Origin of the sequence: Cobetia sp. 5-25-4-2, from assembly GCF_013374075.1 — a bacterium.
GTDB classification, from domain to species: Bacteria; Pseudomonadota; Gammaproteobacteria; order Pseudomonadales; family Halomonadaceae; genus Cobetia; species Cobetia marina.
The window spans coordinates 728,237-751,873 of the sequence record NZ_BLWK01000001.1 but is presented as its reverse complement, the minus strand read 5'-3'; the positions used below and the strand labels follow the sequence as shown (position 1 = coordinate 751,873).

General features: G+C 52.4%; 23 protein-coding genes. 13 read left to right on the top strand and 10 right to left on the bottom strand.

Annotated features, from left to right (window positions below; all coding sequences use genetic code 11):
* Nucleotides 1–32: 32 nt before the first annotated feature.
* Genes HXS65_RS03305 through HXS65_RS03295 form a run of 3 tightly spaced genes read right to left on the bottom strand, consistent with a single transcriptional unit; the run spans nt 33 to nt 3,024 of the window.
* Nucleotides 33–1,004 carry a biotin-dependent carboxyltransferase family protein gene (locus HXS65_RS03305; RefSeq protein WP_176493074.1) on the bottom strand — a complete coding sequence of 324 codons (972 nt, stop codon included), beginning with the start codon at nt 1,002–1,004 and terminating at the stop codon, nt 33–35.
* Nucleotides 1,001–1,681 (bottom strand): 5-oxoprolinase subunit PxpB, encoded by a 681-nt coding sequence (pxpB, locus tag HXS65_RS03300; RefSeq protein ID WP_176493073.1) that lies wholly within the window; start codon nt 1,679–1,681, stop codon nt 1,001–1,003. Before pxpB ends, HXS65_RS03305 begins: the two co-directional genes overlap by 4 nt.
* Nucleotides 1,678–3,024, bottom strand: a complete 1,347-nt coding sequence (locus tag HXS65_RS03295; RefSeq protein WP_176493072.1) for an MFS transporter — start codon at nt 3,022–3,024, stop codon at nt 1,678–1,680. The genes pxpB and HXS65_RS03295 overlap by 4 nt, the downstream gene beginning before the upstream one ends.
* Nucleotides 3,025–3,190: 166 nt before the next feature.
* Between HXS65_RS03295 and HXS65_RS03290 the strand changes: the two genes are divergently transcribed.
* On the top strand, nt 3,191–4,108 hold the full coding sequence (locus tag HXS65_RS03290) for a LysR family transcriptional regulator (RefSeq protein WP_176493071.1): 918 nt from the start codon (nt 3,191–3,193) through the stop codon (nt 4,106–4,108).
* Nucleotides 4,109–4,291: 183 nt separating this feature from the next.
* On the opposite strand, the gene HXS65_RS03285 is transcribed toward HXS65_RS03290, so the two are convergent.
* The 3 genes from HXS65_RS03285 to HXS65_RS03275 all read right to left on the bottom strand — a co-directional run bounded on the left by HXS65_RS03285 (nt 4,292) and on the right by HXS65_RS03275 (nt 7,519).
* Nucleotides 4,292–5,572: a dicarboxylate/amino acid:cation symporter gene (locus HXS65_RS03285; protein WP_084208956.1), complete on the bottom strand. Its 1,281-nt coding sequence runs from the start codon at nt 5,570–5,572 to the stop codon at nt 4,292–4,294.
* 61 nt (nt 5,573–5,633) lie between these two features.
* A complete protein-coding gene (locus HXS65_RS03280) occupies nt 5,634–6,839 on the bottom strand; it encodes a pyridoxal phosphate-dependent aminotransferase (protein WP_176493070.1) in 1,206 nt (401 codons plus the stop codon).
* Entirely contained in the window at nt 6,836–7,519 is a 684-nt protein-coding gene (locus HXS65_RS03275; RefSeq protein ID WP_176493069.1) for an RraA family protein, read from the bottom strand. Before HXS65_RS03275 ends, HXS65_RS03280 begins: the two co-directional genes overlap by 4 nt.
* Nucleotides 7,520–7,775: 256 nt before the next feature.
* Here HXS65_RS03275 and HXS65_RS03270 point away from each other — a divergent pair, with 256 nt between their 5' ends.
* From HXS65_RS03270 to HXS65_RS03230, 10 genes are all read left to right on the top strand, one after another.
* The gene (locus HXS65_RS03270) at nt 7,776–8,249 is read left to right on the top strand and encodes an META domain-containing protein (RefSeq protein ID WP_255304401.1); all 474 of its coding nucleotides are present in this window, start codon (nt 7,776–7,778) and stop codon (nt 8,247–8,249) included.
* Between the two features lie 1,042 nt (nt 8,250–9,291).
* Nucleotides 9,292–10,134, top strand: coding sequence for an ABC transporter ATP-binding protein (locus HXS65_RS03265; RefSeq protein WP_176493068.1), 843 nt, complete (start codon nt 9,292–9,294; stop codon nt 10,132–10,134).
* Nucleotides 10,131–10,964 (top strand): ABC transporter permease, encoded by an 834-nt coding sequence (locus HXS65_RS03260; RefSeq protein ID WP_176493067.1) that lies wholly within the window; start codon nt 10,131–10,133, stop codon nt 10,962–10,964. Before HXS65_RS03265 ends, HXS65_RS03260 begins: the two co-directional genes overlap by 4 nt.
* A gap of 161 nt (nt 10,965–11,125) precedes the next feature.
* Nucleotides 11,126–12,106 carry an ABC transporter substrate-binding protein gene (locus tag HXS65_RS03255; protein ID WP_218015036.1) on the top strand — a complete coding sequence of 327 codons (981 nt, stop codon included), beginning with the start codon at nt 11,126–11,128 and terminating at the stop codon, nt 12,104–12,106.
* Nucleotides 12,107–12,169: 63 nt separating this feature from the next.
* Nucleotides 12,170–12,544 (top strand): sulfite exporter TauE/SafE family protein, encoded by a 375-nt coding sequence (locus HXS65_RS17540; protein ID WP_255304400.1) that lies wholly within the window; start codon nt 12,170–12,172, stop codon nt 12,542–12,544.
* Entirely contained in the window at nt 12,475–12,969 is a 495-nt protein-coding gene (locus HXS65_RS17535) for a sulfite exporter TauE/SafE family protein (RefSeq protein WP_255304399.1), read from the top strand. The genes HXS65_RS17540 and HXS65_RS17535 overlap by 70 nt, the downstream gene beginning before the upstream one ends.
* Before the next feature lie 39 nt (nt 12,970–13,008).
* A complete protein-coding gene (locus tag HXS65_RS03245; RefSeq protein ID WP_176493066.1) occupies nt 13,009–14,325 on the top strand; it encodes an amidase in 1,317 nt (438 codons plus the stop codon).
* A 626-nt stretch (nt 14,326–14,951) separates the two neighbouring features.
* Nucleotides 14,952–15,941, top strand: a complete 990-nt coding sequence (locus tag HXS65_RS03240) for a DUF1852 domain-containing protein (RefSeq protein ID WP_176493065.1) — start codon at nt 14,952–14,954, stop codon at nt 15,939–15,941.
* A gap of 97 nt (nt 15,942–16,038) precedes the next feature.
* Nucleotides 16,039–17,073, top strand: a complete 1,035-nt coding sequence (locus HXS65_RS03235; RefSeq protein WP_054555785.1) for a methionine synthase — start codon at nt 16,039–16,041, stop codon at nt 17,071–17,073.
* A gap of 113 nt (nt 17,074–17,186) precedes the next feature.
* Nucleotides 17,187–17,885, top strand: coding sequence for a flavin reductase family protein (locus HXS65_RS03230; RefSeq protein ID WP_218015035.1), 699 nt, complete (start codon nt 17,187–17,189; stop codon nt 17,883–17,885).
* 168 nt (nt 17,886–18,053) lie between these two features.
* Here HXS65_RS03230 and HXS65_RS03225 read toward each other — a convergent pair whose 3' ends face one another.
* Nucleotides 18,054–18,629, bottom strand: a complete 576-nt coding sequence (locus tag HXS65_RS03225; RefSeq protein ID WP_176493064.1) for a hypothetical protein — start codon at nt 18,627–18,629, stop codon at nt 18,054–18,056.
* A gap of 328 nt (nt 18,630–18,957) precedes the next feature.
* Here HXS65_RS03225 and HXS65_RS17675 point away from each other — a divergent pair, with 328 nt between their 5' ends.
* Nucleotides 18,958–19,350 (top strand): transposase, encoded by a 393-nt coding sequence (locus tag HXS65_RS17675; RefSeq protein ID WP_375782201.1) that lies wholly within the window; start codon nt 18,958–18,960, stop codon nt 19,348–19,350.
* Between the two features lie 321 nt (nt 19,351–19,671).
* Nucleotides 19,672–19,902: a transposase gene (locus tag HXS65_RS17670; RefSeq protein ID WP_375782200.1), complete on the top strand. Its 231-nt coding sequence runs from the start codon at nt 19,672–19,674 to the stop codon at nt 19,900–19,902.
* Here HXS65_RS17670 and HXS65_RS03215 read toward each other — a convergent pair.
* From HXS65_RS03215 to HXS65_RS03205, 3 genes are read right to left on the bottom strand one after another with little or no spacing between them, the layout of a single operon-like run.
* A complete protein-coding gene (locus HXS65_RS03215) occupies nt 19,895–20,872 on the bottom strand; it encodes an O-methyltransferase (RefSeq protein WP_176493063.1) in 978 nt (325 codons plus the stop codon). The two genes, HXS65_RS17670 and HXS65_RS03215, sit on opposite strands and share 8 nt — an antisense overlap.
* Nucleotides 20,869–22,326 carry an ATP-binding protein gene (locus tag HXS65_RS03210; protein ID WP_176493062.1) on the bottom strand — a complete coding sequence of 486 codons (1,458 nt, stop codon included), beginning with the start codon at nt 22,324–22,326 and terminating at the stop codon, nt 20,869–20,871. Before HXS65_RS03210 ends, HXS65_RS03215 begins: the two co-directional genes overlap by 4 nt.
* The gene (locus HXS65_RS03205; protein ID WP_176493061.1) at nt 22,313–23,446 is read right to left on the bottom strand and encodes a DNA cytosine methyltransferase; all 1,134 of its coding nucleotides are present in this window, start codon (nt 23,444–23,446) and stop codon (nt 22,313–22,315) included. Before HXS65_RS03205 ends, HXS65_RS03210 begins: the two co-directional genes overlap by 14 nt.
* Nucleotides 23,447–23,637: the final 191 nt, after the last annotated feature.

Sequence of the window (23,637 nt, the reverse complement as noted above, 5' to 3'; positions counted from 1 at the left end):
CGAGCGACACAATGACTGCAACTCTTCATACTTCATGAGTCAAACACCTCCAGCCAACGGCAAAGCTCAGCGAACCATCGTTGCTCTTTCTCTTCAGCCTCCGCAGCCTCCGCCAGCGTACAAGGCTGGAATCTTACGTCCTGCCCCGCAGGCGTCTGAGCCAGGCGGCGCAGATCCTGCTCGATCACGACACCCAATCGGGGATAGCCGCCAACTGTCTGCGCATCGCTAAGCAATACGATCGGCTCGCCCGCCGGCGGGAGTTGAATCAACCCCGGCAGTACGCCATAGGAGAGCATCTCAATCGGTCGTTCGAATAGTATCGGGTCGCCCTCCAGACGAAAACCGATCCGGTTACTCTGGCGGGAAACTCGCCACTTGCTGGTTGTCAACATATGCTGACGTTCGGTACCCAAGTGCGACCACTCCATGCTCGGAAGAAACCGTAGCGGAGTCGCCAAGTTGGTGGCAGGCAAATCAGAAGCCGCTAGCTCCTGCATCTCCGGCGGTGCTACCGCGCAGGCCAGTAAAGGCCTGGAAGATGCCTGTACATCGAGACGATCGCCGCGGCTGAGCGGACGCCCCTCGTATCCTCCAAAGGCGAACTTAAGATCGGTACTGCGGGACCCGAGCACCGTCGGTACCGATATGCCAAATCGCACGCAGAGATAGACCGCCTGTCCGCGCATCGGCGCTTCCAATCGTAATTCCTCTCCCGCAGCCAGCTTGACCCGCGACCACGGCGGCAAGCGCTTCCTCCCCGCATGCAGCCGCGCACCAGCACCGGTCACCGCGATATCGGTATCAACTTCGAACCGTGCACGAAATGGGGGCAGCAATATCTCGAGTCCTGCGGTCTCCGGCGGGTTACCCAGTAAGCGATTGCCCACCCTCAACGCTAGACGATCGAGAGCCCCGGCGCGGCTGATGCCGAGGCGAGCCTGGCCACGGCGGCCAATATCCTGCACCGTGGTTAGCCCGCCACTCTGTAGAATTTCCATCATGAGAGAATGTCCTCAATTTCGAAGCGCAGTCGATCGCCCGATCGCAGCAGATTCGGCGGCTGTGCGTGCAGATCGAAAAACGTGAGATCGGTGTGCCCGATCAGGTTCCAGCCACTAGGCGTTGGGGCGGCAATCACGCCGGCCTGACTGCCGCCGATAGCTACCGACCCAGCTTCGACACGAGTCCGTGGAGAAGCGTGCCGCGGCACGCTTAGCGCAGATGGCAAGCCTGCGAGATAACCAAAGCCCGGATGCGCGCCAAGGCACAGCACACTATATACAGCGTCCGAATGCGCCTTGACCAGTGCAGCCACGCTCAGGCCGCAATGTTCAGCAACTGCAATCAGGTCGGGCCCGCCAGCTCCGCCGTAGCGGACGGGGATCACGATGTCTCGGCCCGGCGCGGTACCGACATCACCTTCAAGTTCTCCACGCCGCAGCCGGTCTCTGACGCGTAAGACCGAGCCTGCGTCGCGACAAACCAATAGCAAGTTATTGACCGCCGGCACTGTTTCGATCACATCAGGCCAGGTCGCGATCACTTCATCCAAATACCAGATGCATTTCTGTCGGGCCAGATCGGGCGATGGCCCATCGGCAAGATCGATCAGGAGGCTATCGCTGCCGTAACGATGCAATATCGGACCGAAGCCGGCGTAGCGCTCGGCCAAGTTCATGAGCTGCTCTCTTCTAAAGAGCGTTTACGAGTTTCATGTCCGGCAAACGCCACGATGAGAGCAAACGCCAATAGGCATCCCGACAGCACGCTAGTAACGAGCTGCATGCCACCAGCCGCATAGAGCGCAGGTACAATGAAAGGAATAAAGGTAGCGATGATTCGTGCCACGGTATTGCAGACGCCGGTACCACGCATACGAAGCCTAGTGGGAAACAGCTCGGACAAATAGATTGCTTGTCCTACTACCACGATAACGTAAATGGCGGTCAGCAGTAGGAAACCCGTCATCATCACCCAGGACTCAACGTCTAAGCGCGGATAAAGCATCCCCAGCGCGGCGGCAATAATCGCCGCGACAACAAGAATGCCTTTGCGTCCGACACGATCGACTAGCAACAACGCAAGAATACCGCCGGCGGGCCCACCGAGCGTCATCACCATGTTCCAGTGCAGCGACTTAACGATGTCCATACCCTGCTGAACCAATAGTGTCGGGATCCAACTGACGAAGCCGTAGAGACAGGTCTGGATGATCACCATAATGGCGATACCCACACCAAGCACACGACGCCTCCCGGGAAGCATCAGGTCAGTGACCGACGAGCGCGTGAGCGGTGCGCTGATCGGTGTCGCTTTTCTCTCCGAGTCCTGGCCGCCGACGCCCAACTGGCGTTCAATATCGTCGATGATTGCATGGGCCTCTTCGTGTCGCCCTCTGGACGCCAGCCAGCGCGGCGATTCCGCCATGTTCTTGCGCGCCAGCCAAATAGCGATAGCGGCCACGCCGACCAGTCCGAACATCCAACGCCAGCCCAGGTTGGGGATCACCCATAACGCCAGCAGTGCACACACAAAGACCGCGGACTGAGCGATTAAAGAAAGCAGTGCCACCAGCCGCCCTCGCTTGTTAGGCGGCACAAACTCGCTGAGCGTGGCGAAACCGAGTACCAGTTCCCCGCCCATGCCGATACCCATGAGGAAACGCAGCGCGATGAGCAGCTCCATGTTGGGCATAAATGCTGCTGCTAGCGAAGCGAACCCGAACAGGGCTAGATTGATCTGATAACAGAACCGGCGTCCAAGACGGTCGCCCAGAATGCCCGAGAACCAGGCGCCGACGATGAATCCGGCAAAGGTGACGGAGATGAATAGCGAATTGAGCGACAGTGTGCTCCAGCCATCGCTAAGCAGGGCAGCCAGTACGCTGGCGGCGAGAGCGATCTCAAAGGAATCCAGAAACAGGCCTGCACCTATCAGGAAGATCATGCGGTAGTGAAAACGGCCGACGGGAAGACCATCTAAGCGTGCCGCGACTGCGGCCTCACTGGCTACATGGGACATGTACTCTCCTGTTGCGCGCCTGCATCGGCGTCGCTTGTTGATTTTGTATTCAGGTCTATTTCCTATCCTATGGGATAGGTAACATTTATTTTTAGCGATATATTTTCGGCTAAAACCATTCCTTTTTGGCATATTATCTGCCAATCCAAAGCCGAGGGTTCTCCCCATGATCACCTTCAAGCAGCTCGACGCGATCTACTGGGTCAGTGAACTTGGCAGTTTCGACGCAGCAGCCAACAAGCTCCATACGACGCAGTCTGCAATATCCAAGCGGATTCAGGAGCTGGAAGAAACCTTTGGTGTGCCGCTATTTGATCGCAGCCGACGCACGGCCCGCCTGACGGACAAGGGATTCGAGGTGCTGGCACTGGGCAAGGACCTGCTGGAACGCCGCGATCATCTCGTCGAGCGCATCAGTGACGAGTCCGTCATCCAGAGTCAGTTTCGGATCGGCGTGACCGAATTGACCGGCATCACCTGGCTGCCACAGTTAATCGCGCGGATTCGAGAGCGCTTTCCCCGCCTCAAGATCGAGCCCTCGATCGAGCTCAGCAGTGAGCTTTACAGCAAGCTGGAGCACGACCAACTGGACATGATCATCGTGCCCGATGTGTTTTCAGACGCGCGCTTCATCTCTCAGCCACTGAAAAGCGTGGAAAACGTCTGGATGGCAGCGCATGGCACTGTGCCGGAGGGCCGTACGCTGACCCTTCAGGAGCTGACCGAACTCACGGTGCTGTCTCAAGGAAGTCACTCGGGCACGGGGTTGATCTGCGAGCGGTGGCTGTTGCAACACGGGGCGCGAATGCGAAATACGCTGGTCAGCAATTACCTGCTGGCGCAGGTCGGCCTGACCCTGTCGGGAGCGGGTATCAGTTACCTCCCCCGTCACTGCATGCAATTTCTGGTCGACCGCAAGATGCTGCAGATCTTGCCCACCACCGAAAGCCTCCCGCTGGTGCAATACAGTGCATTCTATCGCGCCGACCGTCAGGCCGGATTGACGGCGACCATCGCGGAACTGGCTGAAAACACCTGCAATTTCAATCAACTGTATTTTGATCGCCTGCCGACGACAGAATGACGAGGGGGCGGTGTCCATGTCTGCCTGAGCACAACCGCTGCGGCATTCCTTCCGATACAGAAAGCCCCCGACACGAGGTGTCGGGGGCCTGGATGACAGTGAAGCCAGCCGCGTGAGAGACAAGGACACACGGATTGTCAGGAGACTGATGCTGTCAGGGCGATGAACTGGCCATCACATGCCTCAATCCACACTCACTGCCGGTGTGGATGATGTGGGCGGTGTGGCAGGCGTCGTGGTGGGAGAAGCGACCTTTGCCGTCGAGAGCAGGTTTTCACTCTTGGCCACCAGCAATGCACCCACCACATCACCGGAAACATTGAGTGTGGTGTGCCCCATATCCACGATGCGATAAATGCCGGCGATCAGCCCGACCAGCTCGAACGGCAGATTCATCAATTGCAGGATCAGGGTGCCCATGACGATCCCGCCGCCGGGAATGCCCGGAGCTGCCATCGACAGGATGGTGCCGATGAAGATCACGTTGACCATCTGCGAGAAACTCAGCGAAAGGTCATAGAAGTCTGCCGCGAACACGACCAGCACGGACAGATACGCAGCGGCCCCCATCAGGTTGATCGTCGCGCCCAGCGGCAGCATGAACGAGCACAGCCATTCCGGCACACCGAGATCACGATGGGTGACCTTCATCGTCACGGGCAAGGTGGCATTGCTGCTGGTGGTCGACAGCGTCATGAGCCAGATAGGCACCATCTTGCGTATCAAGCGCGGATAGGAAATTCGCGTGAACAGGACCAGCAGAATGGAGACCACTGCCCATATCACCAGCAGAGCGGCATAGTCCGCGAGGATGAACTTGCCGATCTGTCCAAAGATATCAATGCCGTAGTTGGCGACGGCATACGCCATCAGGGCAAAGATACCGATAGGCGACGTCGCCATGACCATGTCCAGAATACGAAATGACACCGCAGCCCCCTCATCGAACAAGGCACGCAGTCGGGCGACACGCTCTCCCAGCATGACCATGGCCACCCCGACCAGAATGGTGAAGACGATCAATTGGATCACGTTGCCACTGGCCATCGCTGCCACGGGGTTGCTGGGAATCATCTGCAACAGGAATTGACCGATGTCCAGGCCGCTCGAGACCGCCTCTACCGGGGCACTCATCTGGACATCAAGCCCTTTGCCCGGCTGGATGATGGAGGCGACGACCAGTCCGATGATGCCCGCGATGAGGGTCATGCCGACATACACCAGCAATGTCTTGCCGCCCACACGCTTCAGCTGCTGCACGTCCCCCATGTTGGCGATACCACCCGCCACGGAGAAGAAGATGATCGGTACGATGAGCATCTTGATGGCATTGATGAACGCGTCGCCCAGTGGCTTGATCGCCATTGAGAAATCCTGAAACAGCAAGCCGCAGCTGATACCCAGCATGAAGCCGATGAAAATACGCACGGGTAACCCCCGTGAACCTCGCAAGGTAAGTGTCATGAGAACCTCATTATTGTCATTGTGAATTACGGGAGGTGAGTCTTGTTCGTTGCGACAAGTTTCACGTCAATGCCAGGCAGGCCTCGCGTAGACGCCGACAGCCTTCCTGGATGGCCTCATCCCCGATGGCAAAGGACAGCCGGACGTAGGGTGACAAGCCATAGGCTTCACCACTGACTGCCGCAACACCGGCATCGAGCCAGTACAGCACCACGTCACCATCACGCACGAGACGCTGGCCCTCTGGTGTCATCTTCCCCAATAGCTCGCTGACATCGAGATAGACATAGAAGGCGCCATCGGGGGCAGTGCAATTGACGCCTGCTATCGATTGCAGTCCCTCGAGCATCAATTGACGACGCTGCGTGTAGCGTTCCGCCATGGCGCGCACAGGGGCCTGATCACCGATGAAGGCTGCAACCGCGCCGGCCTGACTGATCGAGCTGGGGCAGGTCGTGGTCTGGGAGATCAGTTTCACGATGGCCTGGATCAAGTCTCGAGGGCCGGCACCGAAGCCGATCCGCCAGCCCGTCATGGCATACCCCTTGGAGGCGCCATTGACGATCAAGGTGCGCGACTTGAGGTCTGGCGCCACATTGATCAGCGAGAGATGGCGCGCCGGGGCGTAGACGAAATGCTCGTATATCTCGTCGGAGATGATGCCGACATGAGGATAATCACGCAGCACCTGAGCGAGCGCGAGCAGCTCCGATTCAGAGTACACGGCACCGGTCGGGTTGGACGGCGTATTGAGCACCAACCAGCGTGTCTTGTCGGTGATCGCCTCGATCAGCGCCTGAGGTGTCAACTTGAAGCCACAGGAGGCGTCGCAAGTGACGACACGCGGCACTCCCTCATTGAGCAACGCGATATCGGGATAAGACACCCAATACGGCGCTGGCACGATGACCTCATCGCCAGGATTCAGCGTCGCTGCCATCACGTGATAGAGGATGTGCTTGCCGCCGGCCCCCACGACAATCTCGTCGAAGTGATACTCCAATGCATTGTCCCGAGCGAGCTTCTCGACAATCGCCTGACGCAATGCAGGGGTTCCCTCTGACGGCGTGTAATGCGTATCGCCCTGCCTCATCGCGGTGACAGCGGCATCGATGATGTGGGCCGGCGTGTCGAAGTCAGGCTCACCGATGGTGAAGTTGATGATGTCCTTGCCCTCGGCACGCAGCGCTGCCACGCGATCATTGGCCTGGACACTGGGGGAAGGTTGAATGCGCTTGAGACGGTCGGCCAACAGGATCGCTGTCATGCGTGTGCTTCCCCGTATTCAAGGCCTTTGGAGATGAGTACCGCATCCAGCCAGTGCTGGTAATGCTGGCCGCTCGAGATTTCCTCCATGATGCCGGCCTCTTTCCGGAAACTGGCCTTGGCAGCCTCGATCAACGCGGGCGCCTCGGACTGAGCGAAGGTGACCAGCCCATCTTCATCTCCCACCACGATGTCGCCCGGATTCACGACCTGCCCGCCGACACAGACGGGGACATTGAGCGCACCCGGCCCATTCTTGTAAGGGCCACGATGAATGCTGCCGCGGCCATAGCAAGGGAAGCTATCTTCCGCGAATGCCTTGATGTCGCGAATGGCGCCGTCCACCACCAATCCCACGCAACCGCGCTGCTGGGCGTAACACTTGATGAGCTCACCCACCAGCGCGTTGTCCAGATGGCCACTGCCGTCGATCACCAGCACATGTCCCGGACGCAACATCGTCAGTGCCTGGTAGATATACAGGTTGTCACCAGCGCGGCATTTGACGGTGAATGCGGTGCCGACCAATTTGGTGCCGTCGTGATAAGGCGTCAGGCCGCGAATACCACTCAGGCGATCCAGGTTATCGCTCAGGTGCGGCGTCACGATGTTGCGCAGGGCCTCGATATGAGCGGGATCTGCCAGGGCGGGAATGCCGGAATCTACCGAAGACGCAATCATGATCTACTCCAATCTGTGGGCTCCATTCGAGTATGCATCGAGAAAAAATCCAAAAAAGCGATTAATATTTATCTTGATAGATCACTTTTAGGCATCAGTTGTCTGCCTGCTTTTCAGGAACCCATGAACAGGGCTGTGCGCTCGCCCTCACTGACAGTCACCACCGATAGCGCCCAAGTCATCCCCGAGAGCCTCTACCTCACAGCAATCAACGTGATAGCGTAATCTGCCCCATGACATTGGAGGGAGACACCGAATGAAACCGACTCAAGTGATGACATACGCCGCCGTGATGAGCGCAGCACTCACCCTGGGCGGCTGCGCGGGCGCTAAATCCTCTGACGACAATCACGCGGTCGACGAGCCGCTGGAGAACACTTACTGGAAGCTGGTGACACTAGATGACCAGCCGACACCTGTGGTGGAAGGCAAACGTGAAGCCCATATCGTCTTGCATACCCCTGACGCTTCGACACAGAACTCGCGGGTGGCCGGTTCCACCGGTTGCAATCGCCTGATGGGGGAATACCACCATGACGAGCACGAACTCAGCTTCGATCGTCTGGCCACCACGCGCATGGCATGCCCCGGTGAGGCCGAATCACTCGAACGCGCTTTCCTCGCGACACTCAATGATGTGTCGGGCTGGCAGATAGACGGCAAGACATTGACGCTGCTGGATGAACAAGGGGCATCGCGCGCCCGCCTGGAAGCCGTTCACCTGTACTGATGGCCCCCTGTGGCTTCTCGCAATAGCTTGAAGCTGAGCTGCCCCCTCCCCCCCCGCAACAGCGACAGATACAACAGCGCCGCCTCTCAGCGATGGGAGGCGGCGCTGTTGTGATGCCTGCAACCACTGAGATTCCCCTTTCGCCTACGCCTGACTCGATGCCAACTCACCGCATGAAGCCATTATCCACGGCGATGGCCTGCCCTGTCACGTGTTCGGCCTTGGCAATATAGGCATCCCTGGGGCCCATACTCTCAGTAGCTGACCGATCCCTTGGGGCAGCAGACTCTTCTGGATACGCGCCCAAGCGATGGGATCACGCCGATACCCCATCCACCGTCTGTCAGCAGTACCACCTTGTCGTTCAGCGGTATGTGTCGTCGGCCGAATCGTCCTTGAATCCTGACAATGCGGTGCTGCTACCATGGTGCTGATTACATCATCAGAATGACCTCACTCATCACTGGCTCTGATGGATCTTTTCACGACTGGAAAAACGGCTCTGCCAAGAGTATCTCTGAGGCCGAGTTTGCTCTTGAACGATCATGGTGGCAGCGACAATTTCCCCTCATGTGAGCATGTCGCTGCCAAAACCGAAGACCGACTACAGCAAGGATGATGACCTGACATGAAAGCGACGTGATATCACTCACCTCAGACGAGCAGCTCGCTCGGATGATAATAGACGATCCCGAGACTTGGGTATCACTCGTCGGAACACAAATGTCAGAGAAAGATCGTGAAACGGCAGGTAGGCGACAGGCATGATCTGTTGACAGGCTGGTACGTCAGTCGTCTCAAGCCAGAGCGACGAAGGAAATTCAGTCGTAGACACCTGGCACTTCTGCAAGAAGGCCATGTTGGTGCATGCACCATGATTTATTGCACCACCGGGAAAGGTTTAGCACGCTAACAAATACCGCTGAATGTGAGATTGTCTCGTTATTGCGTTGATTGAAAAGAGAATTTGAATTCATGGCACCGGTAATGCTAACACATGAATCACGGATTCCACTTTATTTCATCGATAAGGAGATACGAAATGAATGTACCAGTAATCCATCCTACTCCCACACAACCTCCTAATGTCATAGAGCTGAAACGATCGAGTGTCATTTCCCTCGATGGCGTGAGAAAGACCTTTGGCAGTCCAGGAAGTGACTGTATCGAGGTTATCAGGGATATCACCCTTGATATCAAGGAAGAGGAATTTGTCAGCATTGTAGGCCCTAGTGGATGTGGGAAAAGTACCATGTTCAATATTATTTCCAGTCTTCTTGAACCCACAGATGGCACCATCACGTTGCGGGGTAGTGATCCAGTCTGTGGTGCACGGATTGGATATATGCTTCAGCGCGATATGCTTTTCCCATGGCGTACCATCATCGACAATGTGTGCCTCGGCCTTGAGGTCCAAGGGATAGCAAAATCCCGACGCTATGAGATGGCAAAAGACCAGTTATCACGCTATGGCCTCTCCGACTTTGCACATCAATATCCCAACACATTGTCTGGGGGAATGCGTCAACGGGTGGCATTGATCAGAACCCTGATTACCGAACCAGACCTGATACTTCTCGATGAGCCTTTTTCGGCTCTCGATTATCAGACACGACTGGTCCTCGAGGAGGAGATTGTCTCTATTCTAAAAGAACACAAGAAAACGGTGGTGTTGATTACCCATGATATTGGTGAGGCGATCGCTATGTCTGACCGAGTGGCCGTCATGACCAAACGACCCACCTCGGTGAAAAAGGTCTATGACGTGGGCCTCTCCCGAGAGCTGGGCTCTTGTCTAAAAGCACGTAGTGATCCTCGATATCAGACATTCTTCGACCAGATATGGGATGACTTGGATATCCAGGTTGCGGGAGGAGCGGCATGAGCGAAGTGCAGACCTATACCCATACAATCCAAGCGGGAAGCAATAAGGAGAACAGCGAAACGCCCAGACACTCGCCGCTGTTAACCGATAACCTCTGGCGCGGAGCCGGTATCGCATTGATGGTGGTGTTGTGGCAAGTAGGAGTCAATATCGGCTGGATCAATCCTTTCCTGATGGGCTCACCAGTCGGAGTCGCTGGAGAGGCATGGCGGCTACTGCAATCCGGCCAGCTCATGGATGATACTCTGGCGACAGTTTCCGCCACCATCGCTGGATTTCTACTCGGTAGTGTACTCGGCTCGATCTGTGGTCTGCTCTTATGGTTTTCCCGCACGACAGCACGCATTCTCGATCCATTCATGGTGGCATTGAATGGCCTTCCAAAGATTGCTCTCGCCCCAATGATCATTATCTGGTTTGGCTCAGGCATGTTTTCCAAGGTGATGCTAGCCTTTGTCGCTACCTTCGTCGTCGCATTGCTGTCTGCCTATCAAGGCACGCATCAAATCGATAAAAACATGATCAACTTGATGAAATCATTGGGTGGATCTCGACGTGAGATTTTTACCAAGGTCGTCGCACCTGCGACATTGCCATGGATCATCTCTGCCTTCCGATTGAACATAGGCTTTGCACTGATAGCGGAAATTGGTGGGGAATTCATATCCTCGGACCGCGGACTGGGCCGAATGATATTTGTCGCAGGTAACTTGTTCAACCTCAATGTCGTCTGGGTTGGTGTCTTCGTGTTGATGATAGTCGCTATCGCACTTTACGTCGTGGTATCAAAAGTAGAGAAACGGCTGATCCCTTGGGGAGAAAACACTTGAAAGACAAATCACAATAACCTTTATCAAAAAGACAGAAACAGCCATACAACGCTCGGCGTGAACAACTCTGTAAACCGATGTATCGCCTGGAACGATGGATATTTCAATTTCATCCAAAGATAGACCTCTGCTTCAATACAACAAAAAAGGAACGAAAAAATATGAAAGCTCTTCATTCCCTACGCAAGATGATGATTGGTCTCGGGTTGGCAGTTAGCGTGATCCCCTTTCAAGCGCAAGCCAAGGACATGGATACTATTCTTATCAATGAAGCATTCCATTCTCTCCTCTATCTACCAGTCTACGTCGCCAAGCATGAAGGTATTTTCAATGACTATGATATCGAGGTTCCCGTCGTACGCTCTGCTGGTTCGGGCCCTGCAGCATTAGCATCGGTGTTGGCGGGAGAGTCACAGTTTTCCGTCCATGGGCCAGAGCACGTGGGCTTCGCTCAAGAGCAAGGTGGTAGTGGGAAGGCAATCAGTGCAGTCGCTAACAGTGCTCCCGTATGGGCACTGGCGCGCCCTGATCTCGACTATACTTCGCCGGCGGATTTAGCGGGTAAGGAAGTGGTCGTAGGACTTGCCCCCGGGACCTCCAATACACTGATCAAACGACTCATAGAGGAAGCAGGGCTTGAAGGTGACGTGACACTGACAGAAGTTCAGAACGGCTCTGAACTAGGCCCGGTACTGTCCGGCCGTGGAGACATCGCCGTGACCTATCAACCCCAGGTAGAGCAAGGGATCTCCCAAGGCCTCAAAATCATTCATGCTTTCACCGACGACTATCCCGAGTATGCCTTCTCGACCATCAACACCTCTCAAGAGATGATCGACAACAATCCTGATCTTGTCTTGCGCTTCGTAAATGCCATCAATGATTCACTGGCCTTGATCCATACAGATTCAGACGTCGCAAAGGCTGTCGCTCGAGAAGAGTTCGGTGATCTTTCTGGGGAAGTAGTCGATGCGGCGGTTCAGCGCATGATTGAGAACAATGTCTACCCGAAAGATGTGATGATTACCAAAGAAGCCTTTACCAACGCCATCGAAATGCAGCAGTTCGTAGGCAATATCAAAAGTGAGATGTACTACGACGATATTGTCGATGACTCCTTTTCCATCAAGGCAGTGAGATAAGAAACACCAGCACCTATAGGGGCAGGAAAGGCCTCTGCCCCACCAGCGATTGATGGCGGAGGAATGGAAATGCTGGTGGCTATCGTCTTCTTTAGCGTGGTGGGGGGTATGGCGGGTCTTGCTGCCGGGCTTTTTGGTATCGGTGGCGGAGTCATCATCGTCCCAGCCCTTTCCATGGCACTGGCGTACCTGGGCGTGGATGCGGCCTCCATCATGCATCTTGCGATCGGAACCTCGCTTGCGATCATCGTGGTGACCGGAGCCTCTTCGGCGTTTGGTCATTGGAAAAAGGGAGCGGTGTCTCTCGATCTACTCACGCGCATGCTACCTGGACTGATATGCGGTGCGGTGCAGTGCTCGGAGGACTGGTGGCCGAGCAGCTGGATGGGCAACAGCTGGAGCGCTATTTCGGCATCTTCATGCTGTTACTCGCCTTGAACATGTTGGTCTCATCAGGGAGAAACAAGGAGGAACACCGCGCAGGCAGACCGGTCATGTTTGTCGCCAGTACCGCCATTGGCACCTTCTCTGCACTATTTGGCGTGGGAGGTGGCGTTCTCAGTGTGCCTTGGCTTGCGCGCAATGGGGCCGGAGTCACACACGCAATTGGCACCTCCTCTGCCTGTGGCCTGCCGATTGCCGCCGCCGGCGCCCTGACGTTCATGTTCACTGGCCTTGGGCATGCCGATCTGCCAGCGGGAAGCACCGGTTACCTCTACTGGCCGGCCTTCTTCGGCGTGGCCATTTTCAGTATTCCCGCTGCCAGGATAGGTGCTCGACTCGCGCACCATCTACCTCCCGAGCGGCTTCGTCAGCTGTTCGCTCTCGTGATGCTGATTGTCGGTATCACGCTGATCTTCTGATGACTCTACAACAAACTTGACACTATTGAGGAACATGCCATGCCGGCAGAACCGGGTACTATCACCTCGTTTCACCAGCGTCTCAAAACATCGCAGATGGATGTACTGACCTGGTGGCACCAGTGCGCCGATCAGATCCAGCAACTCGAACCTGACGTGAGCGCATGGGAGGCACTTGCCACTGAGCCCCCGAGACTGGACAAGACGCTAGCGGATCAACCTCTGTATGGCGTGCCAATCGGTATCAAGGACATCATCGATACCGTGGATCACCCCACCATGTGGGGCACTGGGGGGTATCTGCGTTCATCCACCTCGCTGGTCGACGCCTCACTGGTGACGCTGCTCAAGCAGCGAGGCGCACTCATCATGGGCAAGACAGTATCGACCGAATTCGCCTACTACACCCCCGGCAAGACCCGCAATCCTCATGATATCGAGCGCACCCCTGGTGGCTCGTCCAGCGGCTCGGCTGCCGCTGTGGCCGCCGGTATGGTACCGATCGCGTTCGGTACACAGACAGCCGGCAGCATGATTCGCCCAGCCAGCTACTGCGGAGTCTTTGGCTTCAAACCGACATACAATACGCTCAGCGCCGGCGGAGTGCGTGGCTTTGCGCCTTCGCTGGATACCATTGGCTGGTTCGCCCGCAGCGTCGAGGACATTGCTACAGTATTCTCGAGCCTGACAGGAGCGGAGGACATCCAGCCATTGGATAGCCTTGCGGGTATTCGCATCGGCGTCTTCAGCCTGCCCTCCAATACAATGATGGACGCTGATGTTCAGCGAGTACTCGCCGAGGCTGAGCAAGTCGCAAGCCAAGCTGGCGCCGAAATCGTATCGCTGGATCTAGGCGACGATATCGAATGCCTGGTCGAGCAACAGCAGGTGGTCATGGCCTACGAGGCTGCAAGGACACTGGCCAGTGAGTACAAGAAATTTTCCGATCAGATGGGACCCAAGTTGGTCGAGTTGATCGAGGAAGGACATACCATCGGCTGGCGGCGCTATTGTGACGCGATGCGAGCAGTTGCCAAGGCTCGCCAGTCACTATCGCAGGTATTCGCGACCCAGGTAGACGCCATACTTGCGGCCAGTGCAACGGGAGAGGCGCCACTGGGGATCAAGGCCACGGGTGACTCGCTCTACTGTCGAGGCTGGACGCTTCTGGGAGTTCCCTGTCTCAACCTACCCATCGGCAAGGGCAGTGCTGGTATGCCTATCGGGGTACAGTTGATTGCGGACCGCTGGGCTGACGAGCACCTACTTGCCATGGCTTCTTCGCTTGCTGTGAACGCTCCGGCTATATCCTCCAAGACATCCCCCAAGACGCAGGATAGCCCGGAGTCAGCGTGAGACAATATTGCCTCATCTGATCTGACGCGATAGCCAGCCTACCTGACAGGGCTTGACGGTCGACCTGTTGGATCGATGAAGTCTTGTCAGGGGCCTTTGACGAGTATCGAAGGTATCGCATCATGTGAGATCGAAACACATCTGGAGCATTATAGAGTGGGCACACACGCTGGCCTGAACAGAAGTTCGAGCCAGCGTGTGTATTTTTCTATCCTCTCTCCTCCTCTCCATCCTATTTGCCCCTCCCCACTTCAGCTTCTCTGGCGCTCGAGTTGCGCACGTACCAGGCCCTTCTCCCACACGCTCGTTTCACCTGCTTTCCCGTAACAAAGAACGACACACACCTTTTCATGAATCCTACTCATTTTGATAATGAAAAAATCCAGTTTGTCTCATGGAGCTGGGAAATGGATACTCACCTGCATCAGATCGTTGATGAAGACTTCCCATGGCGCTGCACTTCACCGCCGCCAGAGCCTTCACACGGAACGTGATGGCGAGCAGCGTGCCTCTCCCGGCATGGATGCATTCTCATAGAGAGCAACCCGCTCACGAGACGCCTGAAAGATCACGGGAAGATGTCGACGACACAGTGAATTATCTCTCTCAGGATCAAGGTGAACGCCATGAGCAACGAATTCGGTTTCAGCATCAAGAGTCTGCGCTTCGACGAGAACTACGTTCCGGCGGAAAACACCCGCCTGACCACCAACTTCGCCAACCTGGCGCGTGGTGAGAGCCGTCAGCAGAACCTGCGCAGCACGCTGAACATGATCAACAACCGATTCAATGCGCTGGCCAACTGGGACAACCCCAAGGGCGACCGTTACTCCGTCGAGCTGGACATCATCTCCGTCGAGCTGAACATCGATGCGGCGCGTTCCGACAATGCCCTGCCGATCATCGAGATCCTGCAGACCACCATCGTCGACCACCAGACGAATCAGCGCATTGACGGCGTGACCGGCAACAACTTCTCGTCCTACGTGCGCGATTATGACTTCAGCGTGCGTCTGTTGGAGCACAACAAGGGCAAGGAGTCCTTCAGCGTGCCGGAGCAGTTCGGTGTACTGCACGGCAATCTGTTCCAAGCCTTCGTGGCTTCCCCCGCCTACAAGGAATGCTTCAAGAAGCCGCCGGTCATCTGCATCAGCGTCTCCACCACCAAGACCTATCAGCAGACCGAGAACGTGCACCCGATCCTCGGGGTGGAATATCGCCAGGATGATGATTCCCTGACCGATGCGTACTTCAGCAAGATGGGCCTGAAGGTGCGTTACTTCATGCCGCCGGGCAGCGTTGCGCCGCTGGCCTTCTATCACACCGGCGACCTGCTCAACGATTACAGCAATCTGGAACTGATCAGCACCATCAGCACCATGGACACCTTCCAGAAGATCTATCGTCCCGAGGTCTACAACGCCAATTCCGTGGCCGGTAAATCCTATCAGGCGAGCCTGAAGCAACAGGACCATTCACTGACGCGCATCGTGTACGACCGCGAAGAGCGCAGCCAGCTCGCCATCGAGCAAGGCAAGTTCGTGGAAGAGAGCTTCATCAAGCCCTACCAGAGCCTGCTCGAGCAGTGGTCCGCCAACTGGTCAGCCAACAAATAAATCCATCATCGGTCAGCTCACTGATCCGCAAACAGCGCGCGCTGATCGACGAACGACATTCGCTATCTGAACCATTCCAAGGACAAGGTTATTCATCATGACGAGATTACTCCCGACCTCCACCGCTGGCAGCCTGCCGAAACCGTCCTGGCTCGCCGAACCGGAGGTCCTCTGGTCCCCCTGGAAACTCGAAGGTGAGGCACTGATCGCGGGCAAGCAGGATGCCCTGCGCGTCTCCCTGCAGGAGCAGCAGCATGCCGGGATCGATATCGTCAGCGATGGCGAGCAATCGCGTCAGCACTTCGTCACCACCTTCATCGAACACCTGAATGGTGTGGATTTCGAGAAGCGCGAAACCGTCAAGATCCGGGATCGCTACGAAGCCAGCGTGCCGTCCGTGGTCGGCCCGGTCTCCCGCCAGAAGCCGGTGTTCGTCGAGGATGCCAAGTTCCTGCGCTCGCAGACCGATCAACCGATCAAGTGGGCACTGCCGGGACCGATGACCATGGTCGACACCCTCTTCGATGGCCATTACAAGAGCCGCGAGAAGCTGGCCTGGGAATTCGCCAAGATCCTCAACGAGGAAGCCAAGGAGCTCGAAGCAGCAGGCGTCGACATCATCCAGTTCGATGAACCGGCCTTCAACGTGTTCTTCGATGAAGTAAATGAATGGGGTATCGCCACGCTGGAGCGTGCGATCGAAGGCCTCAAGTGCGAGACCGCCATCCATATCTGTTACGGCTACGGCATCAAGGCCAACACTGACTGGAAGAACACCCTGGGCTCCGAGTGGCGTCAGTACGAAGAGGCCTTCCCGAAGCTTCAGCAATCCAACATCGATATCGTCTCGCTGGAATGCCACAACTCCCACGTGCCGATGGAGCTGATCGAGCTGATCCGTGGCAAGAAGGTCATGGTTGGTGCCATCGATGTCGCCAACAACACCATCGAGACGCCGGAAGAAGTCGCCGAGACCCTGCGCAAGGCGCTGCAATTCGTGGATGCCGACAAGCTCTACCCCTGCACCAACTGCGGCATGGCCCCGCTCTCCCGTGAAGTCGCCCGCGGCAAGTTGCAGGCACTGAGCGCTGGCGCCGCCATCGTTCGCAAGGAACTCGAAGCACAACGCTGATCGCTTGGCGAAACTCTGAACTGGCCAAAGTACAGCGCGGGGCAGGACACAGCACTGATCAGATAGCGCCAGGCTAGTTCCGAACCGAGTTGGCTCGACGATAGTGCTCGAGAGTGGAAGCCGCTGCGGCTGACACCGCCGCAAACAAAAATGGCCATCGTGAAGAATTCACGACGGCCATTTTTTCATCACTCTCACCCCTGTCACTCAAGCGCCCAGTCCAGCGCTATCGCTGCAGCCCTACCCCCACGGCTGATCATTACCACCTCCCCAATCTTGCAGGACCTGTCATGTCACTCTCCGATACCGACACCAAAGCTGACACCATTATCGACCCCACCAGTTTCCGTGAAGCCCTCGGCCACTTCGCCTCAGGCATCACGATCATCACCACCCAGGTCGACGACGAACCGATCGGCTTCACCTGCCAGTCGTTCTACAGCGTCTCGATGAACCCGCCGCTGGTCTCGTTCAGCGTCAAGGCAAGCTCCTTCAGCTATCCGAAGATTCGTCAGGCAGAGCGCTTCGCCGTCAATATCCTGTCCAGCGCGCAAAGCCATGTCTCCAACCAGTTCGCCATGCGCGGTGCGGATAAATGGCAAGGCATCGACTGGCAGCTCTCTCCCCTCGGCAACCCGGTCATCAATGACAGCCTGCACTGGCTCGACTGCAAGATTCACGCAGAGCACCCAGCAGGTGATCACCTGATCGTGATCGGGGAAGTGAAAGGACTGAATCTGGATGTTGCAGGGACGGCGCGGCCATTGTTGTATTTCAAGGGGAAGTATGGGGGCTTGGCTGGAGTTAAGTAGTAATACTTGGATTGGCTGCTATCTAGTCGATAGCAGCCTCAGTACAACGGATAGAAAACAAAGCTTATATAATCCATGGTAACTCAGATAATATCACCATAGCCGTTATCAAAACTCCACTTAATTGAATATTTTAAATTATCCTCATAGACTCAAGCAGTTTTTGACCTACATAGCAAAAACTCTTACCATACCTGTTTTGTTGATAAAATCTTCCCCTACAAGGTAAGGACGGTGATAACCGACTTTAGCATCTTCCTCCTGATCCGGAGTAATCAGCATGATACACTGATGAGAGGGATGAACATCTCTTCCAAATATTATATCGGCATGCGCTTCGGCCGTACAATCAATTATCGCTCCATCACTTAAAGTCAGCCAAACATGTGCTTTTATTGGTTGATCAACCTCAGGACTAGTTAATTCTTGTTCTATCGCAGTACGGCTCATCTCACAATAAATATAATCATCCCAATATCTATCACCAATGGTAATATAACTATCTATTCCCATATCATCTTTCAAATGCTGCTTGATTAATGAGTGAACACGCACACATTGTGAAGCAAGATCTGTAGAGTCATTAAAACCATAGTGATATAGAGCATCACCACATAATTGAAATATCTCTTGAAGAGTTGAATGACTCAATTTTTCAGTGAATGCAGCTGGCATCTCTTTAGCATTTAGACCCAAGCTTTCCGTATATTTCACTGCAGCCATAAATCTAGAGTTGTAATTCATTGCAAACCTTACTATGGATTATGTAAATCAAATAACACCCAAATAAAACCCAACAAAATAAAATAATCGCATTAATTGTTTTAGATGCTTTATCGCATGGTGATCTGTAACATTTCAACGCCTTACTCAAGGCAGGCCTTAACTAAATCTCAATCTTACTAGAACTGATATATCGAGCTATAATGTTACCACCAAACTCGCAAGTTTCCGTGAAGTCACCAGCTATCTCGCCCCGAGGATCAAGCTAATTACCATCTAGGTCGAGGACGAACCGATCAACTTCACCTGCTAGGTATTGTACGAAAAGTCATTTTTGCTAATGTAACCCATGAACATCCAGCATAGGTGCGGTATGACAGGACGCTACGAAATCTCGGATAGCCAATGGCAGTTGAGCGAAGACATTGTTTCACCGGCTCAATCGGTGGGCAGGCCCAGGAAAGACGACAGACAAATACTGAACGGCATCTTTTGGGCCCTCTATTCTGGTACCAAGTGGCGCGACCCTTCCCGAATGTTATGGCCCTTGGAGCACTATCTACCCAAGGTTCGACAATGGCGTGAGGACGGTACCTTTGAGGCAGTCTTGTCGCGGCTTCAACTGCGGCTTCGCGAAGATGGCCTGATGGATCTCGAGACCTGGATGATCGACTCAACCGCCGTTCGTGCAACACGCGGCTCCGCTGTTGGAGGCACAAAGGGGGATCTGAAGAATCCTTAGACCATGCGTTGGGCCGGGGTTGTGGCAGCATCACGACCAAAATCCATTTGATCTGTTATCGCTTTGGTTGGTCCATCGACTTCACGCTGTCGGCGGGGCAAGAATCGGATACGCGGTACTTCATGCCCACTCTGGAAAAGGTTCATCTACCGGGGTGTCGTGGCCGGCCACGAAAGCGTTGCCGCTACATCGTGGCATACAAAGGCTATGACAGTGATGAGTTGCACCGTTACTGCGACCGCGTTCGAATCAAGCCGATCATCGCTCAACGAAAGATGAAGCGAATACCCCGTCCAGGTCCTACGGGATTTCGATAAACCCATGTACCGTCAGCGAAATATCGTGGAGCGCTCTTTCAGTTGGTTGAAAGAGTTCCATCGTATTGCGACGCGATATGAAAGGTTGGCCCGTAGCTTTTGTGCGATCGTATACGTAGCTTACATACGCCGCTGTCTACGAGCCGACTTTTCGTACAGAACCTATAATTTTCCCTGTCATGACTTTCATTCGGACCAGAATTTTAAAGCATCAGCACATAATACAACTATATAACTATACGACTAAAATGAGGATACTGTCGATAGAACTTTAGGTAGCTTTCAATCATATTTAGTGATTTCTCTTCACTAGAATCAAATAGAAATCCAAGTTGACTTTGTACAGCAGCCGCATCATCAGAAGGCATTGTCGCATCTATTTCTAGTCGCTCCTTCAGAGAGAGCACTGGAACCCTAACATCTAAAATCGAATCATTTTTATCATACAAAAAAGGCCACATTCCGAAGACCCTATCGCTTAGCAAGCAACTCTTCTCCTCGCTAGAGACCAAGACTCCAGAAACAGTAACCATTCTATGAGTATCTTGGTAAGTACATGCAACAATTGGGCAAAAAGAAACATTTTTACCTTGCAAAGCAAGATAAGCTGCCTTAATAACAGCATCTAATAAAATTTTGGGGTAGTTCTTAGAGGTTAACTGCTCTTCACTAATATCAAAAGCAAGATAATCGTTTAGCTTACTTTTTAGGCATTGTAGCCTAGCTCTTTTAAGCTCTTGTCTGCTTTTCTCACTATGCGAGCCTAAGGTATCGATATTAGCATTAAGGGTTATTTTTACAACATCCCCTTCTTGGAGCTTCGATAGTAGTTGTCTAAACTCTTGGAGTTGAGCACCTATTTTTTTGGAGGATGCATAGTCAAGCCAAAAGATGACATTGCTTTCGATAGAAAAACTATCAATAAAATCTTCTGCAGTTTGATTTTTACAGTCAATACATCCAAAAGGAAGATTCTTCCTTTGTCTTTCAATTACACTTTCATCTTCCTCTAAACTTATCATTTTTTCAACATAAAGCTCAGAATGGATTTGTTTAAAATCCTCTAGAAATGGGCCTCCAAAACCAATATAAGTATATTTTTTCATTAAAAAATGCCTAGACATAATCTGCAAAGACTCTATGAAAAGTTTTCTATCAACAGCCTTTCCTGGCCTTAGGTGGTAAGGAATAAAGCCACCGCTCATAGCTCCTCCTTGGCATCCCTGAGGATAATATTAAAGCACTCTTCGCCAACCTCCTTTGGTTCACGATTTGAGTCACCAAATAAAAACTGAGAAACTTGATTTATCTCTAGTTGAGGTTTAGAGTACCTAATCTGCTTAGAGGAGGTTCTAGAAGAAGCTGGCCTAGGCAACTCAGGAATAAATTTCTTCTCTTTTTGATTTTTCCTAGGATTCACCCACTTATCGTGCGGAATAACATCAGAAACATCTCTAACGCTTTTCATTGCAGAAGTCTTGAAGAGTTGCTTTTCTTCCTCTTTATACTGTTTCCAGTGATTAGTATGCTGAGTAAATAACCTCATACCCTCCATCATGTAGTCTTTTACTTGTAGATAAAGATCATCACTAGCTTCTAAGCCTCTCTTCGTTGTATTTATCGGAAGTTTATTAGCATTATTACATGTAAATTCAACAACTCCCGAGATGGTTATAAATTGATTATGATAATTAGGAACTTTTGCAACCCCCCAACCGGTTAATCTACTTTTATCTTTATAGAGTACAACGCGCTCGTTCGCTATAATGGTCCAACCTGCTTCTTCACTTGATCGTTTAGGGGACTCATTCCACTCATCTAGTTCTGACTCGGACGGTGGCTCTGCTAGAAAACCGACAACAAGCCGCACATTAACATTGTTAATTTCACCTTCGTAAATATATGGCAACACGCCTTTCTTATTCTCATAATCTTCAAATGAAGATGCCATTACAGTCAACGGCTTTGGGCTTACAACCTTACCAGAAAGAGTAATTTTAAATCCTTTTTTTATAATATATGTATAATGTGTCGAGATTAGCTCATATAGTTGATCTTGGAACCAATCATGCTGTTCTTCTGAAAACTCATTAGCAACTGTTTGAACAAGTTTACTTATGATTATTTTAGTTCCATCATGATCTAAAGCTTCTTCTGGCTGGCTTAAACCCAAATCCCAATTATTTGTATCTTTAAGCCATTCAGGGGAGATATTTACAACGTACGAATCTGTGCCATGTTTTGAAATAACTGAGGCCTGACGCCCCATTTTAAAAATAGCACGCTTCATGCCTATTCCGTAAATACCTACAGTACTTAGATCTTCCTCCCTATCATCAGGCCTACCCATCCTAAAAGCATATTCTTTAGCAGTTTTAGATGGTATACCTCCACAGTTATCATATATTATAAATGAATTCTCATCGAAACTTATCTTGCAAAAAAAACCTTCATAAGGCCTATCCGCAGCGGAGATTTCACTCCCCATAATCGTTCGTGCAATACCATCCACACAGTTATCGAGAAGATCTAGAATAGCATCTTTTAAATCTATATCTCTCGTTAGCATTTCTACAAAAAATCTTTTTGTTGGGGCGGCATTAACTATTGCATCATCGCCTTTGTCTTCTTTTATCATATTTTCCTTATCCTTTTCCAAGCTCTCTTTCTGTATTTAATTTTTTTAAAATCACATTTAATACATTTTCCGCAAAGATAGGAGAAACACTATTGCCAATCATCCTAAAGCTATGCCAAATGGTTGGATGAAATACAAACCAATCTGGAAACCCTTGAATCCTAGCTGCTTCTCTTATAGTTATCACTCTGGGCTGCTCAGGGTGAATGGGCCTGACAGATTGAAAGCTCCCTTTATCTTTCCCTGTACCCGCCCTTAAGGTAGGAGCTTGTGCATCCCATTTTAATCTTGGAAATCTACTTACACTGTCCACTTTTCCCGGTACAACTTTTTTGAACCGATTCTGTACTTCTAGTGTATGCTTAGTGAAATTTAAACCAGTGACGTAACCTTGGGTTATTTTATTTTTAAAATATTGATCGCCTAATTCATCATTGGGCAATGATCTCAAGAAAGATGCATAATCACTGAGTACTATAGTTCGGGGGTACTTCCCCACATGAAATCCTTCTTCCCCTTTCAAAACAGCTATGGATGGAGAAGGTAGATCTGATATAGCAGATCGAACAGTTACTTTCCTATCAACTGTACTCGAAAAATCAGCTTCTTTTAAAGACAATCCACTATGAGACTTATAACCAACAACTACTACTCGTTTCCTGTTTGTAGGCACACCGTAATCACTTGCATTAAGTACCATAGGTTTTAAAACTACGTATTGCTTTTTGAACACTTCCAAAGCAGCATCGAGTGACTTCTTATTCTGACTATCTAAGATCCCTTCAACATTTTCCATGACGAAAAATAACGGGGATATAATATTAACTTGGTTAGCAAAGGCTACAACAAGACTATTTCTAGGATCAGAACTGTCACGCTTGCCTATCCTACTAAATCCTTGGCAAGGGGGACCTCCTATCACACCATCAGGCTGTCTGCCATCAAGAACTACTTGCCAAAATCTCTCATCTAATTTCTGTATATCAGCATGCAGAACTTTTGTACCAGGGAAGTTCATTCGCCAGCTAGAAGTAAGATCTTGGTCAATATCCACTGCTGCAAGCGTAGAAAAACCTGCAAGGTGCGCTCCCAAGGAAAAGCCACCTGCACCGCAACATAAATCAACAACAGTCTTATTCATTGAGCCATATATATTTAAGGAATAACAAGCCTTACGGCAACCCAGAAGCAAAACTTGTCAATCATAACACAAAAAAAATCAATTCAAAACCAAATGTTATAAAACCCCGATGCTATACGATATCTCAAGAATACTTTAATATTTTATTTATACCTAAAGAAAACAATTAAAGATTCCAGTGAGGATGAAAC